We start from the raw sequence: 15,520 nt of genomic DNA on the forward strand, positions 1-15,520 counted from the left end.
TCACGGCCGGGGCGTTTTGATCTCCAGTGACAGCAACGCAGTATGTACTTGAGGACGCCTGAGCAGCGTGACTCTCGGCCAGTCGCCCAGCGAATGCGATCAACAGCTCAAGATCTGAATCAGGCATAGCGTTGACGTGTGGTTCCAGCGCGAGCGCGTGCTTTGAGACCTGTGGACGTAAGGTTCTGTACTGCCTTGGCTCTGTGTCTTGGCCCGAGCGGCTAGGACTCGTAGAGGTCCGTCTCGCTCAGGACCGGGCTGCCGCCCTCGGTGCGTCCCAGGCGAGCCGCGGAACCGAACATGGGTCCACGAGCGCGCTGGATCCCGGCGAACCGTCCGAACCCGAGCGGCTTGGGCACGTCGTCGTAGACGGCCTCCATGCCGCCCCTGACCGAGTACGTCTCGTGCCAGAAACCGGTTCCGCCCGAGTCCCGAAGGAAGTCCAGCCACCACTGCCGATGCGGCTCGGACCGGGCAAAGGCGAGCAGCGACGGCAGGTCCCGCCAGTACTGGCGCATCCCCATGTTCATCGGGAAGAACGAGTAGTACACGGGCTCGTGCAGCAGCAGCCCGTCCGGCTTGCCCGCGACCGACTCACTGATCTTCCGGCCGAAGCTGAAGAAGGTCCGGATCCCGTACAGATGATTCACCCGCATGCCGAGGTAGAGGACCATGAGGTCGGGATAGGCGGATAGATCGACGGTCTGCCGGTTCACGCGAGTCGGCATCCAACGCTCCTTATGGCTCGGGTTACGCATGGGCTGGTGTGGGAGGCACAGGTCATGTGCCTGCGCGGACGGGTCGTCGCTTTCAAGGAGGTCACGGCAAGCGTGGAAACGCCTCATCGGCGCCCCAGTCTCAACATACGAAGGCGAACTTGACTACTACTGAACGAATATCGAAAGCAGTGAACGGCGACTTCCCTGTCGGCTGGGGCAGACGTGCTCGATCACGCCTTCCCGGCGTTCCACTCGTTCGTTCGGCCCGCCTTGAGGTGGCGTGTCTGCCGAACCTTCTACGACCAATCCTGGACCGGTAGACTCGGTGCGCACTGCGGTCCGAAACGGGTTGCAAGCGGACAAATCTGTAATGCCCATCTGGGAGTCGACAGACGTGACTGGGCCAGGCCATCCCGTTAGGCCCGACGGCGAAGGTCTGTTGGTCGGCGCCGGTTCGCTGCGCCTGCAGATCCTCGGTCCGTTGCGGCTGTGGCGCGATGGCGTCGAACTGGACGCCGGCCCCCGACAGCAGGCGCAACTGTTGGCCCTGCTCCTGGCGCGCGTGGGCCGTCCGGTCAGCACGAGAGAATTGATCGACCTGATCTGGGCCGAGGACGTCCCCGCCAGCGCGCTCAACATCATCCAGAAGTACATCGGGGCATTGCGGCGGGTGCTCGAGCCCGCGGTCCCCGCCCGGGCAGCCGGTACGTACCTGCACCGCCGCGGCGACGCGTACGTGTTCAGCGCCGGACCCGGCACGCTCGACCTCGTCACGTTCCGGGAACTCCTCGAAGCCGCCCAGGCCGCCCTCGCCGAGCAGGCTCGCGAAGTGGCGCTCGACCACTACGTCACAGCGCTCGGCCTCTGGCAGGGACCCGCGGGGGACGGACTTTCCCATGGATCGATCGCGATGCCGGTCTTGGCCGCGCTCGACGACGAGTTCCACGCCGCCTGCGCGGCAGCGGCCGAACTGGCCGTGGCGTTACATCGACCGGAGCGGGTGATCCCGCCGTTACAGTTGGCCGCGTCGATGGCGCCGTTCCACGAACCCGTACATGCCGGCCTCATCGCCACCCTCGGCGCCGCTGGACGGCAGGCGGAGGCGCTGTCAGCGTTCCACGCGGTCCGTGACCGCCTCGCCGAGGAGCTCGGCATCGACCCCGGCCCGGCGCTGCAGGCCGCCCACCTGCGCGTGCTGACGCAGACCTCAAGGCCGCCGGTGATGACAGGTACCGAGAGTGAGGGTGACCGCGCACCAGCGAGGCAGACAGCCGGCCTGGTCGGCCGGGACGAGGAGCTCGGCGTGCTGCGGCAGGCCATCCAGGCGGCGCTCACCGGCCGCACCGGGCTCGCCATCGTCGAAGGCGAACCGGGCGCGGGCAAGACGCGCCTGCTCGAAGAGGCCGCGGCCGCCGCGGACCGGCGTGGCGTGCTCGTCGTCTGGGCTTCCAGTTTGGAAGGCGACGGAACACCATCGATGTGGCCATGGGAGCAGGCGCTCACCGTTGTCCTCGACAGCCTGCCCGCGTCGGCGCGTGAGAAGTGGCGGGCCGGCGAACTCGGTCGTCTCCTCGAATCCGGAGACGATGACGCCGCGCCGCCGGTTACCGGCAGCCGTGCCCAGTTCCGCCTGTTCGAGCAGGTCGTCACTGTTATCGGTCAGGCCTCGGCGGAACGGCCGATGTTGCTCGTCATGGACGATCTTCAATGGATCGATGCCGCCTCGCTCCAGCTGTTCGGCCACGTGGTGGGCCGGCTGCCCACCGGCACCGCGATCATCGGCGCCCTTCGCGACCGCGCACCGACACCCGGCTCCGACCTTTCGCGGGCACTGGCCGCGGCCAGCCGGCTGCCCAGCCACCGCAGGATCCGGCTCGGCCCGCTCAGCCTGACCGACGTGGCCGAACTCATCCGCCGCGAGACCGGCCATGAACCCAGCACGGACATCGCCCGCAACATCCACGTTCGCACCGCCGGCAATCCGTTCTTCGTCCGCGAACTGTCGCGGCTTCTCAGCGACCGCGGCGCGCTCGGCGACGGTGACGCATCGGCCCGGGCCGGGGTGCCGTCCACCGTGCGAGACGTCGTCCGCGATCGGATGGCCGGCCTCGACGACAACGCTCGCGAACTTTTGCAGGTCGCGGCGCTGATCGGCCGCGACGTCGACCTCAGCCTGCTCGCCCGCGCCGCCGGTGCCGACGTCGCGGACTGTCTCGAACGCCTCGAACCGCTGCGCGCGCTCGGCCTGCTCGAATCGGAGCCGGAGGACCCGTTCTCGTGGCGCTTCGCGCACGACCTGGTTCGCGAATCGGTCACGGAGACCATGGCGCACGGGCGGGCCATCCGGCTGCACCTGCGGGTCGCGGACGCGCTCGAAGAAAGCCAAGCGGACGACGAGTCCATCACCGAACGCCTCGCCTTCCACCTGTGGGCCGCCAGGCACCTCGCCGACCCGGTTCGTACCGTAGAGGCGCTGAAGCGCGCCGGTCGTCGCGCGGCGGCCAAGCTCGCGTTCGCCGCCGCAGATCGGCACCTGGAATCAGCCGCCCAGATCGCGCGGACCGCCGGGCTCCCGGAACTCGAGCTCTCCGCCCTCTCGCTCCTCGCCATCGCCCCGCGTCGGCAAGCCGGGTTCGGCGGCACGACCTTCGATCTGCTGGAGCGTGCGGAACTTCTGGCCCGCCAACTCGGCCAGGAGGTAGAGGCCGCGGGCCTCCTCTTCGCTCGCCTGTTCGGGGCCTACACCTTCCTGGAGTGGGACCGCGTTCGTCTGGTCCGCCGGCTGTACGAACAAGGGGAGGCGTCCTCCGATCCGGTCGTCCGAGTGTACGGCCGGCAAGCCTGGGGCCTGCACCAGTGGGACATCGGCAACATCGGCGAGGCATACCGGTGTTTCAGCGAGAACAACCCCGCCCTTCTCGACGGGGTCGTCTCCTCGCACAGCGAGACCCCGATCCGGCGTGACGTCTCGGGTGAGTGGCCCGGCTGGCTGGCCGTCATTACGGCGCTACACGGTGACGTCGAGACGGCGGGGGCCATGATCGACGAGTGGAACGGCCCCGACGACTCGTATGCGGTCGCGACCTGGGCCTACTACATCACCATCATCGCCTCGATGGCCGGTGACGCGGGCTGGGTGATACGCACGATCGACCGGTGGACGGCCGTGGGCACCGGCCGCGCCGCCATCCAGCAGGAGCACTACATCCGGCTGAACTGGTACTGGGCCCGTGCCCTCACCGGCGACGACCCGGCCGGTATCGCGGCGGAGGCCGAACAGCTCGTGGCCGGGACGCTGGTCGACCCGCCGCGGTGGGGCGTCGCGTACCACCACGGACTGCTCGCCGAGATGTGGTTGGCCGCTGGTAGGCCGGACAAGGCGGCCATCGCCCTCGACCGAGCGGACCAGGCGCTGGAGGCCTACGGCCAACGCTACGCCGAAGGACTTGTCCTGCTGCTGCGGGCGCGCCTGCTCCACGCCCGCGGCGAACCCGCCGAAGTCGTACGAGCCGCTGCCGAAAAGGCCCGCGACCAGTCCAACGAACGCGAGTCTCACCTCTTCGCCCGCCGCGCAGAGAGGTTCCTTGCCGAGCTTTGATCGCACTGCTCAGCACGAGCGACACCGTCGCGGGCGCTCGGGCCGCAGGTCTCATGACCGTCTTACGTGGCCTGGCCGCCTTCGGTGTCAGATCACGACATCAGGCCACACGGGCCGAGAAGGGTCACAGGGCGGAGCTCGTTCGAGTTCGACGGCTGATCAACCAGCCGAACCCGGGCGCCGTGAAGAACATGACAATGCCGTACACCGCGCCCGGGATGGCGATCGCGGCACTGTTCAACAGCGCCGGGCTCAGCGCGATCGTGATGGCGAGCGCGGTGTTGTGGATGCCGATCTCGAACCCGGCCGCGGTGGCCGCGCCGTGGTCGACCCCGGCCAGGCGCGGCACGCCGTAGCCGATCAGCAGGCTCACGATGTTGAAAGCCAGCACGGCCAGCCCGACCGAGACGAAATAGTCGACGAGGTTCTCCCGCTCCCCGTACAGCACGGCGGAGATGACCGTGACCAGGACCACGACTGACAGCACCCGAACGGGGAGGTTGAGCCGCTGCGCCACCCGCGGTGCCAGCGCGCGCACGAGCATCCCGATCGCGACCGGCACGAGCACCATCACGAAGACCTGCTGCAACTTGTCGACCTGCAGCCCGAGGGTGGCCCCGCCGGGGAGGAAGTACCCGGCCGAGAGGTTCACCACGATCGGCAGGGTGACCACGACCAGCACCGAGTTGACCGCGGTGAGCGTGACATTCAGCGCGACGTTCCCGCCGAACAGGTGGCTGAACAGGTTGGCCGTGGGGCCACCGGGCGACGCCGCGACCACCATCATCCCGACCGCCAGTTCCGGCGGGAGCCGGAACGCCACCACCAGGCCGAAGCAGATCGCCGGCAGCAGCACGACCTGGCAGAGCAACGCAACCACGGCCGCCTTCGGATACTGGCCCACCCGCCGAAAGTCGTCCAGGGTCAGGCCGAGACCCAGACCGAGCATGACGATGCCGAGAGCGTAAGGCAGACTGGCCAGGACCAAGGGGGAATCCATAGCGGACCTTCTTGGGCATGCTGACAAGTTCTGGCATTCCGTGCGCCCCTTCCCTCGCCGTCCGAGCCGCCCCTGCGGGCCCGGACGTCGTCCGTCGAACGTGAGGCGCACCTGTTCGCGCACCGCACCGACCTGACCGCTCAGCGGGTGTTGGGGCGACGGCAGTAGTAGACCAGCGCGGGCGGGAGGTTGGCCCACACCGTCTGGCTGACCACGACCTCGTCGAAGCGTGACCGCAGGGATCGCAGCAGCGCCCGCGCGGGTGGTGCCCATCGGGCGTGCACGTACGCGAAGGTCGTGAACACGCCGTGCGGCGGCAGCGCGGCGGACACCGAGGACAGCACGTCACGCTGCCGGTTCTCGGTGAACGCCGCCCACGGAAGGCCGCTGACCACGACATCCGCCTCGTTGAGCCCGCGCTGCGTCAGCACCGTGGCAAGGCCGGCCGCGTCCGCGGTCACGACGTCGACCGCCGGATGGAGTTCGGCCAGCCGCCATGCGAACCGTGGGTTGATCTCGACGGCGATGTGCCGGCCGCGACCCCCGAGGCGCCGCTGGATGGCGCCGGTGAAGGCGCCGGTGCCCGGACCGAGTTCCACCACGACCGGGGAACCGGTCCGGGGCACCACCGCCGTCGCCGCCATGGCCAGCGTCGGACCACTCGGCGCGACCGCACCGACCGTCATGGGGGCGCGCACGAACTCGGCGAAGAACGACACGGCTCAGTACTCGATTCTGGATTTGGGCGGCGAGTAGACACCCCAGAAATGGAAGGCCAGCCCGATGCCCCAGAAGACGATCGACCACAGGGGCCAGAAAAAGTGGTCCGGGTTGTAGACCCACCACACGATGACCTGAGCCAGATTGCTCAGGACGTAGAAGAGCAGGTGGAACCGCAGGCCCCAGATCCGGGCGCTTTCGCTTTTCGCCGATTTCATGACCGCACGCTAAATCGGCGTACTGGACGACGATTGAATCGCTCGTTCAGTGATCGTCAAGTGCCTGGAATCAACATTGATCGCAATTCGAGGTGAAAGGTACAACATCATGACGACGACTCGCCGAGCTGTGCTGGCCGGATCCGCCGCGGTCGCGACCGGCGCGCTGCTGGGAACGTCCGAGGCGCAGGCGCTTCCCCGGACGGGAGCCAAGCCCAAACCCACGGTGGTCCTCGTGCACGGCGCGTTCGCCGACGCCTCCGGCTGGAACGGCGTCGCCGCCCAGCTCATCCGCGACGGCTATCAGGTCATCGCGCCCGCGAACCCGCTGCGCAGCGTGGCCACCGACTCCGCCTACCTGGCCAGTGTTCTCGCCACCCTCAGCGGCCCGATCGTCGTGGCCGCGCACTCCTACGGCGGGATCGTCGCCACGAACGCCGCGGCCGGCAACCCGAACGTGAAGGCACTGGTCTACGTGGCCGCGTTCGCCCCCGACGAGGGTGAGTCGCTGCTGGAACTGCAGACGAGGTTCCCGGGCAGCAAGCTCAGCGAGGCGGCGCTGGACTTCCGGCCCTACGGTGAGGGCCTCGTCGACGGCTACATCAAGAAGGAGTTCTTCCACGACGTCTTCGCCGGTGACGTACCGAAATCGACCACCGACCTGATGCACGCCGGCCAGCGGCCCGCCGACGCCCGCACCCTTGGGGAGCCCTCCGGAGCCCCGGCGTGGAAGACCATTCCCTCCTACTACCTCGTCGCCAGGAACGACCAGGTGCTGCCCGCCGAGGCGCAGCGGTTCATGGCGCGGCGGGCCGGGTCGCAGGTGCGCGAGGTCGGTGCCTCGCACGTCGCGATGATCTCCCAACCCGCCGTGACCGCCGACCTCATCAAGCACGCGGCCCGCTGATCATGTTCGTCAGCGCGTACGAAGGCCAGTGCGCCGCCGAGGAGAAACGGCACACCTCCGCCGAGAAGCCCGCCGTCAACCCCAGGCTCGCTCTGTTCGCGCTGGCACTGGGCACCTTCGCGATCGGCACCGGCGAGTTCGGCAGCAACGGCATCATCCAGCTCTTCGCCGCCGACCTGGACGTGTCGATCCCGGTCGCCACATACGCGATCACCGCCTACGCCTTCGGGGTGGTGATCGGTTCTCCGCTGATCACTCTGCTCGCCGCCCGGGTCAACCGGCGCACGCTGCTGCTCGGCCTGGTCGTGCTCTTCCTGGTGGGCAATGGGCTGTCCGCCCTGGCGCCGAACATCGTGCTGCTCGTCGTCTTCCGCTTCGTCGCGGGCAGCGTGCAGGGGGCGTTCTTCGGCGCCGGGGCGGTCGTCGCCGCGTACGTGTACGGGCCGGGCAAGGGCGGTAAGGCGTTCGCCACCGTGATGGGGGGACTCACCGTCGCCACCATCGCCGGGTCGCCGCTCGGCACCTTCATCGGCCAGCACGCCGGGTGGCGTGTCATGTACTGGACCGTGGTCGCCGTCGGCCTGCTGGCCGGCATCGCCCTGGTGGCCTGGTTGCCCCGTACCGACGACCTGCACGGCAGCCCCGTCAGGAGCGAGCTGAACGGCCTGCGCCGGATCAACGTCTGGCTGATGGTCGCCGTCGCCTCGCTCGGCATCTCCACCATCTTCGCCGTCTACACGTTCATCGGCCCCTTCGTCACCGACGCGGCGCGGCGGGACGCCGCGCTCATCCCCATCGCCCTGGCCGTCTTCGGCCTCGGCATGGCGGTCGGCAACTACCTCGGCGGGCGCGTAGCGGACCGGTACGAGCACCGGGGCCTGATCTGGGGGTACGGCGGTGTCCTGGCGCTGTTGGTGCTGATCGGCGTGGCGGGCGGCGATCTGCTGGTCCTGCTGCCGTGCCTGTTCGGCGTCGGCGCGACCATGATGTTCGCGATCCCCACCATCCAGGTCAGGTTGACCGGCTTCGCGCCGGACGCCCCGACCTTGATGGGCGCGCTCAACCTGGCCGCCCTCAACCTGGCCAACTCCCTCGGCGCGATCGGCGGCGCGGTCACCCTGGAGGCCGGCTGGGGCACCTTGTCCACGGTCTGGGCCGGTTTCGTCCTCACGTCGGCAGGTTTGCTCCTGTACGTCGTGACCGTCGCCCGGCCGAAGCGCCGCCGTCCGACCGGACCGGTCCTCGACGACGAGCAGTTCCGCCGCCGTCCGACCGGACCCGCCCTCGACGACGAGCAGTTCCGCCGCCTTGCCGGATACGGCGAGGAGGAGCACGTCGAGGCCGGCCGGAACCTGTACACCTCCGGCGACGACTCCTACGATTTCTTCCTGCTCCGGACGGCGACGGTGGACATCGTCCGGGACGCGACGTCGATCGAGCCGGAACGCCTGATCTACCGGGGCGGCCCCGGAGACTTCCTCGGCGAGCTCAACCTTCTGACCGGACAGCAGGTCTACCTGACCGCCCGGGTGACGTCCACCGGGACGGTCGTCCGCATCGGGGCGGCGCGACTGCGCCGGGCCCTCGCCGAGCAGGACGACATCGCCGGACTGCTGCTCGCGGCGTTCCAGGAGCGGCGCGAGGTCTTCCGCGCGGCGGCGGGCGGCGCTCTGGAGATCGTCGGCCGGCCGGACTCCGCGGAGACCCTGGAACTGCGCGGCTACGTGACGCAGATGCTGCTGCCCCACACCTGGCGCAGCGCCACCTCATCCACCGGGCGCTCCCTGATGACCGCGGCCGGGCTGACGGAGGCCGACCTCCCGGCGGCCATCGCCAACGGTTCGGTGGTGCGGCGCGCGACGCCGGGAACGGTCGCGCAGACGCTCGGCCTCACGTACCGGGACGGCGGAGGTCCGGTCGACCTCGTCGTCGTGGGCGCCGGTCCCGCGGGCCTGGCCGCCGCCGTGTACGGGGCGTCCGAGGGCCTGGTCACCGTGCTGCTGGATCGGAGCGGGCTCGGCGGCCAGGCCGCCAAGAGCGCCCGCATCGAGAACTACCTGGGCTTCCCGGACGGGGTCAGCGGCGTGAACCTGACCCACCTGGCCATGGTCCAGGCCCTCAAGTTCGGTGTACGCATCCACTCGCCCTGCGCTGCGAAGGGCCTCGACCTCTCCGACGAGCGGCGGCCGGTCGTCGTCCTGGAGGACGGGGCCCGCATCGAGTGCCGCGCGGTGATCGCCGCCACCGGCGCCCGATACCGGCGTCTGGACATCCCCGGATGGGCGGCGTTCGAGCAGTCCGGCTGCATCCGGTACGCCGCGACCGAGCCGGACGTCCGGGGCCACGAGGGCTGGCCGGTGACCGTCGTCGGGGGCGCCAACTCGGCCGGGCAGGCGGCCCTGTCCCTCGCCGCCCGCGGCGCGACGGTCGATCTGGTCGTCCGCGGCCACGACCTCGCAGCCCGCATGTCGGCCTACCTGACCGACCGGATCCAGGCCCATTCCCGGATCCGAGTCCACACCGGCAGCACGGTCAGCGAACTGGCCGGCGGCGACACCCTCACGTCGGTCGTCGTCGAACGGCCCGGCGAGCGGCCGGCACGGCTGGCCAGCCGTGCGCTGTTCTGCTTCGTCGGCGCCGACCCGGTGTCGGGCTGGCTGACCGGCGTGGCCAAGGCCGAGGACGGGTTCGTGCTCACTGACGTCGGGCTGCCGGCCGGATCGGCCTTGCCGTACCAGACGAGTGCACCCCGGGTCTTCGCGGTCGGCGACCTGCGCTCGGGTTCGACGAAACGCGTGGCCACGGCCGTCGGCGACGGCGCGAGCGCGGTCTCGTCCGTCCACGCCGCGCTCGCCGCCGCGCCCGATCTCAACCTGCATAGCTGATTCCTGACCATTTGATCGTTAACGCGGGTTTTGCCCTGAATTCCGAAAGAAGGGGACGGCGCGTTCTTGATCATCCGAACATACTGTCGCGGTTTTGCTTGATCTACATACCGAAGACAGGTCCTCATGACGCACGTCAACCGTAGAAGGTTCCTCCAGTTGGCCGGCGGCACCGCCGCCATGTCGGCTCTCTCCACGAGCATCGCCCAGGCGGCGGCACTCCCGGCCAACCACCGGACCAGGAGCATCCAGGACGTTGAGCACATCGTGGTTCTCATGCAGGAGAACCGCTCGTTCGACCACTATTTCGGCACCCTGAGCGGGGTACGAGGGTTCGGCGACCCGCGTTCCGTCACGTTGCCCAGCGGCAAGCCGGTCTGGTACCAGTCGAACGGCAGCCGGGACATCCTGCCGTTCCGGCCCGACGCCGACGATCTCGGCCTGCAGTTCATCCAGGACCTCCCGCACGGCTGGAAGGACACCCACGCCGCCTGGAACCACGGCAAGTACGACGGCTGGATTCCCGCCAAGGGCTCCACCTCGATGGCGTACCTCACCCGCGAGGACATCCCGTTCCACCACGCGCTGGCCGACGCGTTCACGATCTGCGACGCCTACCACTGCTCGTTCATGGGCTCGACCGACCCGAACCGCTACTACATGTGGACGGGCTACACCGGCAACGACGGCGTCGGCGGCGGACCGGTCCTCGGCAACGACGAGAAGGGCTACTCCTGGAAGACCTACCCGGAGCGGCTGGAAGAGGCCGGGGTCTCCTGGAAGATCTATCAGGACGTCGGCGACGGCCTCAACGCCGCCGGCTCGTGGGGCTGGATCAACGACGCCTACCGTGGCAACTACGGCGACAACTCGCTGCTGTACTTCAACCAGTACCGCAACGCGCAGCCGGGCAACCCGCTGTACGACAAGGCCAGGACCGGTACGAACGCCAAGCAGGGCCAGGGCTTCTTCGACATCCTCGCGGCCGACGTGAAGGCCGGCACGCTGCCCCAGATCTCGTGGATCGTCGCGCCTGAGGCGTTCACCGAGCACCCCAACTGGCCGGCCAACTACGGCGCCTGGTACATCTCCCAGGTCCTGAACGCGCTCACCGCCAACCCGGACGTGTGGAGCAAGACCGCGCTGTTCATCACCTACGACGAGAACGACGGATTCTTCGACCACGTCGTGCCGCCCTACCCGGCGTCCTCCGCCGCGGAGGGAGGCTCCACGGTGGACACCACCGGAGAGATCTACGCGGGTTCCTCCTCGATCGCCGCCGGTCCGTACGGGCTCGGCCAGCGCGTCCCGATGCTGGTGATCTCCCCGTGGAGCAGGGGCGGCTGGGTCTGCTCCGAGGTCTTCGACCACACCTCCGTCATCCGGTTCATGGAACGCCGCTTCGGCGTGCACGAGCCGAACATCTCGCCCTGGCGGCGCTCCGTCTGCGGCGACCTGACCTCGGCCTTCGACTTCGCCCGTACCGACGGCGTGGTCCCGGCCCTGCCCGACACCGCGGGCTACCTGCCGCCGGACAACAAGCGCCACCCCAACTACGTGCCCGTCGTGCCGGCCAACCCGGTGCTGCCCAAGCAGGAGGGCGGCCTGCGTTCCGCGCGGCCTCTCCCGTACGACCTGGCCGTGGACGCCATGGTCACCGAGGACCAGCTGTCACTCACGTTCACCAACGACGGCGAGACGGGTGCCTGGTTCCACGTCACGTCGAGCTCCAACCCGGCCGGGCCGTGGGCCTACACCGTCGGCGCCGGGCAGAACCTGACCGGTCAGCTCGCCCTCGCCGCCGCCGGCCAGACGGCCTACGACTTCACCGTGCACGGGCCCAACGGTTTCCTGCGGCAGTTCAAGGGCGGCGCCGGCAGCACGGACCTCGAGGTGAGCACGCGGCCCGAAGGCAAGAGCGGCAACGTGAAGGTAGTGGTGACCAACCAGGGCAGGTCCACGGTGCGGCTCACCGTCGCCGACGCCTACGACGAGCACCGCCCGAAGACCCACGTGCTCAAGCCGGGCAAGGAGTTCGTCGCCTCGGTGAACACGCACCACGCCAACAACTGGTACGACATCTCGGTGACGTCCGACCAGGACGACGCCTTCCTGCGCCGCCTGTGCGGCCACATCGAGACGGGGCGCGCCAGCACCAGCGATCCCGCCATCATCACCGGCTGACCCGGCCACGGATCGGCGGCCAGGAGAGGGACAAGCCGGGAACGGCCCTCCTGACCGCACTTGCGCATGCTCGAACGCTCCCGGCGATCATCGCTCGGGAGCGTTCGGCGTTCCGTTCCAGGGGGTGGTGACGCTGGGGAACTTGGGCGGGCCGACATCGTGGAAGTTGCTGATCCGGCAACAGGATTCGGGCGACTGGCCAGGTCAGCGGGAGGATCGGTGGTAGCGCCCGCGGAGCAGAAGGGGACGCGAAGCGGGGGGCAAGAGCACTGCCGCCGGCAGAAGCGGGCACGCCGTCTGGAGGAGACGCATGTCGCAGCACGTCGCAGAGATCACGCATCGTTCGGTGTCCGTGCCGGGCGGCCGGATTCATGTCGCGGAGCAGGGGAGCGGGCCGCTGGTGCTGCTCGTCCACGGCTTCCCCGAGTCCTGGTACTCCTGGCGCCGTCAGCTCCCGGCGCTCGCGCGGGCCGGTTACCGGGCGGTCGCGCTCGACGTCCGCGGCTACGGCCGATCCTCCAAGCCGGCCGCGGAGGACGGCTACCGGATGCTCGCTCTGGTGGAGGACAACGTCGCGCTGGTGCGCGCCCTGGGCGAGGAGTCCGCAGTGATCATCGGCCACGACTGGGGCTCGAACATCGCGGCCACGTCCGCCCTGCTGCACCCCGAGGTCTTCCGCGCGGTGGGGCTGCTGAGTGTGCCCTACGCGCCGCCCGGCGGCCCCCGCCCCACTGGCATCTTCGCTCAGATGGGCGGTGAACAGGAGTTCTACGTCTCCTATTTCCAGGAGCCTGGCCGCGCCGAGGCCGAGATGGAACCCGACGTGCGGGGCTGGCTCGCGGGCTTTTACGCGGCGCTGTCCGCCGAGACCATGCCCGGCCCCGATGCCCCCGACCCGCACTTCGTCAGCCCCGGCGCAACGCTGCGCGACCGGTTCCCCAGCGGCCGGCTGCCTTCCTGGCTCGCCGAGGACGACCTGGACGTGTACGCCGGAGAGTTCGAACGCACCGGCATGACCGGCGCGCTCAACCGCTACCGCAACATGGACCGCGACTGGGAGGACCTCACTGACTTCAACGGCGCCCCCATCAAGCAGCCCTCCCTGTTCATCGGCGGCAGCCTGGACGCCTCCACGACCTGGATGGCCGACGCGATCAACGCCTACCCGGCCACCCTTCCCGGGCTGGTCTCCTCCCACCTCCTGGACGGCTGCGGCCACTGGATCCAGCAGGAACGCCCCGAGGAGGTCAACCAGCTCCTGACCGAATGGCTCACGGCCCTGCCCACCGCTTGAAGGCCCCCCTGCCGCGTGGGCCCCGATCCGTTCGTCGAGCACACGCGGTCATGCTCCTCAAACGTCACTCGTCCGTAAGCTGAAGGTGTGTCCCCCGCACTGGTCCTGCTCGACGGCGTCCGCTGGCAGGGTGCGCGCGTAGTCGGCGACCGCGCCCAGACCCTGCTGGCCGTGCTCGCGATACACGGGCGTGCAGGGCTCAGTGACGAGCGCCTGGTCGAGGAGTTGTGGCCCGACGAGGCGCCGGCCAACCCGACGAAGGCGCTACAGGTGGTCGTCTCGCGGACCAGGGCGGCGACCTGCGCCGACCTCGTGGAGCGGATCCCGCGTGGTTACCGGCTGGGGCTGCCTGCGGGTCAGGTGGACGTGCTGCTGCTCGGTGCGCTGGTGGAGCAGGCACGGGCCGCACTCGGTGAAGACGACGTGGTGCTCGCGCGTCGGCGCGCCGAAGAGGCCATGGATCTCGTGGCCGGCGGCTTGGATGGCGGCACGGGCCCACTCGCTGAGCTGAGAGGCGTCGCCGCAGGGTGGGTGGCCGAGGCGCGACGCGTGGCGGCGGTCGCCTGGAGCCGGAGCGGCACTCATGAGGGAGCGCTGCCGTTGCTGGAGGAGGCCGCGGCCGATCGGCCGTACGACGAGGAGTTGCTCGTCTGCCTGCTGCGCAGCGAGGCCGCCGTAAGAGGTGCCGCCGCCGCTCTGGAGCGTTACGAGCGGTATCGCGCGGGTCTGGTCGCGCGGCTCGGCACCGAACCAGGGCCTGAGCTGGCCCGTGTGTACGCCGAACTCCTCGCCGTGGATCGGCCGGTGCGTGAGGGCATCCTGTTCGACGGTTCCTCGCTGCTCGGCCGCGACGGCGACATCCGTGCGGTGCACGCCTTGTTGCAGACCAACCGGGTGGTCTCCATCATCGGCCCTGGCGGGCTGGGCAAGACGCGGCTGGCTCATGTCGTCGGCAGGAACGCTGTGCAGCCCGTCGCTCACTTCGTCGAGCTTGTCGGCGTCTCCTCGCCGGAGGGCGTGGTGGGCGAGGTGGGCTCGGCACTCGGGGTCCGAGATTCGGTCAGCGGGCGTCGTGCCCTGACCGGCGAGCAGCGCTCCGACGTTCGCGCTCGGATCGCCCAGCATCTCGATCAGGCTCCGGCGCTGCTGATCCTGGACAACTGCGAGCAGGTGATCGAGGCTGTCGCCGATCTGGCGGCGTTCTTATCCGTGACGACCCGCGACCTGCGAGTGCTGATCACCTCGCGCGCCCCCTTGTCGATCCCCGCCGAACGCGTCTACCTGCTCGGCGAGCTTGCCACGGGCGACGCGGTGGAGTTGTTCCGCCAGCGCGCCACGGCCGCCCGCCCCGGTGTGCGGATCGACCAGAGAGTGGTCGAGGAGGTCGTCGCCCGCCTCGACGGCCTGCCGCTCGCCATCGAGCTGGCCGCGGCCAAGGTGCGGGTGATGTCGGTGGAGGAGATCGCGCGGCGCCTGGCGGACCGGTTCGCCCTGCTGCGCGGTGGGAACCGTACGGCCCCCGACCGGCACCAGACGCTGCTCGCGGTCATCGACTGGTCGTGGAATCTGCTGGACGAGCCAGAACGGCAGGCGTTGCGGTGGTTGTCGCTGTTCGGCGATGGTTTCCCGCTGGCCGCGGCCGAGCACGTACTCGGCCCGGACGCCCTGCACGTCGTGGACGCGCTGACCGAGCAGTCGATGCTGAGCCTCCGCGAGACGACGTACGGCCTCCGCTACCGGATGCTGGAGACCGTCAGGGAGTTCGGGCGGATGCGACTGAAGGAGGCCGGCGAGGAGGCGCCCGCTCGGACGGCGCAGCGGGACTGGGCGACGGCGTACGCTCTCGAACACGCCGTCAAGCTGTTCAGCCCGGCGCAGTTCGAGGCGGCCGACGCGTTGCGCGTCGAGGAGGGCAACCTCGCCGATCTGCTCCGGCAGGCCCTCGGCGAGTCCGATCCGGTTACGACGGTCCAGTTGCTGGCCGGCGTCGGCGCG

The 15,520-nt window shown here is 69.6% G+C and carries 9 protein-coding genes and 1 pseudogene; 6 read left to right on the top strand and 4 right to left on the bottom strand.

Annotation, left to right across the window (positions count from 1 at the left end; translation table 11 throughout):
• Nucleotides 1-221: 221 nt before the first annotated feature.
• Entirely contained in the window at nucleotides 222-728 is a 507-nt protein-coding gene (locus Pph01_RS41415; protein WP_204078747.1) for a monooxygenase family protein, read from the bottom strand.
• 385 nt (nucleotides 729-1,113) lie between these two features.
• Between Pph01_RS41415 and Pph01_RS41420 the strand changes: the two genes are divergently transcribed.
• Nucleotides 1,114-4,317 carry an ATP-binding protein gene (locus Pph01_RS41420; RefSeq protein ID WP_204078748.1) on the top strand — a complete coding sequence of 1,068 codons (3,204 nt, stop codon included), beginning with the start codon at nucleotides 1,114-1,116 and terminating at the stop codon, nucleotides 4,315-4,317.
• 124 nt (nucleotides 4,318-4,441) lie between these two features.
• Here the strand turns inward: Pph01_RS41420 and Pph01_RS41425 are convergent, their stop codons facing one another.
• The 3 genes from Pph01_RS41425 to Pph01_RS41435 all read right to left on the bottom strand — a co-directional run bounded on the left by Pph01_RS41425 (nucleotide 4,442) and on the right by Pph01_RS41435 (nucleotide 6,255).
• Nucleotides 4,442-5,317 (bottom strand): bile acid:sodium symporter family protein, encoded by an 876-nt coding sequence (locus Pph01_RS41425; protein ID WP_204078749.1) that lies wholly within the window; start codon nucleotides 5,315-5,317, stop codon nucleotides 4,442-4,444.
• A 140-nt stretch (nucleotides 5,318-5,457) separates the two neighbouring features.
• Entirely contained in the window at nucleotides 5,458-6,036 is a 579-nt protein-coding gene (locus tag Pph01_RS41430; RefSeq protein ID WP_239117402.1) for a class I SAM-dependent methyltransferase, read from the bottom strand.
• A gap of 3 nt (nucleotides 6,037-6,039) precedes the next feature.
• Nucleotides 6,040-6,255: a 2TM domain-containing protein gene (locus tag Pph01_RS41435; protein WP_204078750.1), complete on the bottom strand. Its 216-nt coding sequence runs from the start codon at nucleotides 6,253-6,255 to the stop codon at nucleotides 6,040-6,042.
• A 109-nt stretch (nucleotides 6,256-6,364) separates the two neighbouring features.
• Between Pph01_RS41435 and Pph01_RS41440 the strand changes: the two genes are divergently transcribed.
• The 5 genes and pseudogenes from Pph01_RS41440 to Pph01_RS43180 form a co-directional block, all read left to right on the top strand.
• Nucleotides 6,365-7,162, top strand: a complete 798-nt coding sequence (locus Pph01_RS41440; protein WP_204078751.1) for an alpha/beta fold hydrolase — start codon at nucleotides 6,365-6,367, stop codon at nucleotides 7,160-7,162.
• 2 nt (nucleotides 7,163-7,164) lie between these two features.
• Nucleotides 7,165-10,047, top strand: coding sequence for an MFS transporter (locus Pph01_RS41445; protein WP_204078752.1), 2,883 nt, complete (start codon nucleotides 7,165-7,167; stop codon nucleotides 10,045-10,047).
• A gap of 126 nt (nucleotides 10,048-10,173) precedes the next feature.
• Nucleotides 10,174-12,231 carry a phosphocholine-specific phospholipase C gene (locus Pph01_RS41450; protein ID WP_204078753.1) on the top strand — a complete coding sequence of 686 codons (2,058 nt, stop codon included), beginning with the start codon at nucleotides 10,174-10,176 and terminating at the stop codon, nucleotides 12,229-12,231.
• A 310-nt stretch (nucleotides 12,232-12,541) separates the two neighbouring features.
• On the top strand, nucleotides 12,542-13,525 hold the full coding sequence (locus tag Pph01_RS41455) for an alpha/beta fold hydrolase (RefSeq protein ID WP_204078754.1): 984 nt from the start codon (nucleotides 12,542-12,544) through the stop codon (nucleotides 13,523-13,525).
• Between the two features lie 366 nt (nucleotides 13,526-13,891).
• Nucleotides 13,892-14,749: pseudogene (locus tag Pph01_RS43180) on the top strand (BTAD domain-containing putative transcriptional regulator); the annotation flags it as partial.
• Nucleotides 14,750-15,520: the final 771 nt, after the last annotated feature.

The organism is Planotetraspora phitsanulokensis (assembly GCF_016863295.1).
In the GTDB taxonomy this organism is placed as follows: domain Bacteria; phylum Actinomycetota; class Actinomycetes; order Streptosporangiales; family Streptosporangiaceae; genus Planotetraspora; species Planotetraspora phitsanulokensis.

Coding starts and splice junctions, on each gene's coding strand:
- Pph01_RS41455 (WP_204078754.1), top strand. CDS start 12,542: ATGTCGCAGCACGTCGCAGAGATCACGCATCGTTCGGTGTCCGTGCCG.
- Pph01_RS41415 (WP_204078747.1), bottom strand. CDS start 728: ATGCCGACTCGCGTGAACCGGCAGACCGTCGATCTATCCGCCTATCCC.
- Pph01_RS41445 (WP_204078752.1), top strand. CDS start 7,165: ATGTTCGTCAGCGCGTACGAAGGCCAGTGCGCCGCCGAGGAGAAACGG.
- Pph01_RS41450 (WP_204078753.1), top strand. CDS start 10,174: ATGACGCACGTCAACCGTAGAAGGTTCCTCCAGTTGGCCGGCGGCACC.
- Pph01_RS41425 (WP_204078749.1), bottom strand. CDS start 5,317: ATGGATTCCCCCTTGGTCCTGGCCAGTCTGCCTTACGCTCTCGGCATC.
- Pph01_RS41440 (WP_204078751.1), top strand. CDS start 6,365: ATGACGACGACTCGCCGAGCTGTGCTGGCCGGATCCGCCGCGGTCGCG.
- Pph01_RS41435 (WP_204078750.1), bottom strand. CDS start 6,255: ATGAAATCGGCGAAAAGCGAAAGCGCCCGGATCTGGGGCCTGCGGTTC.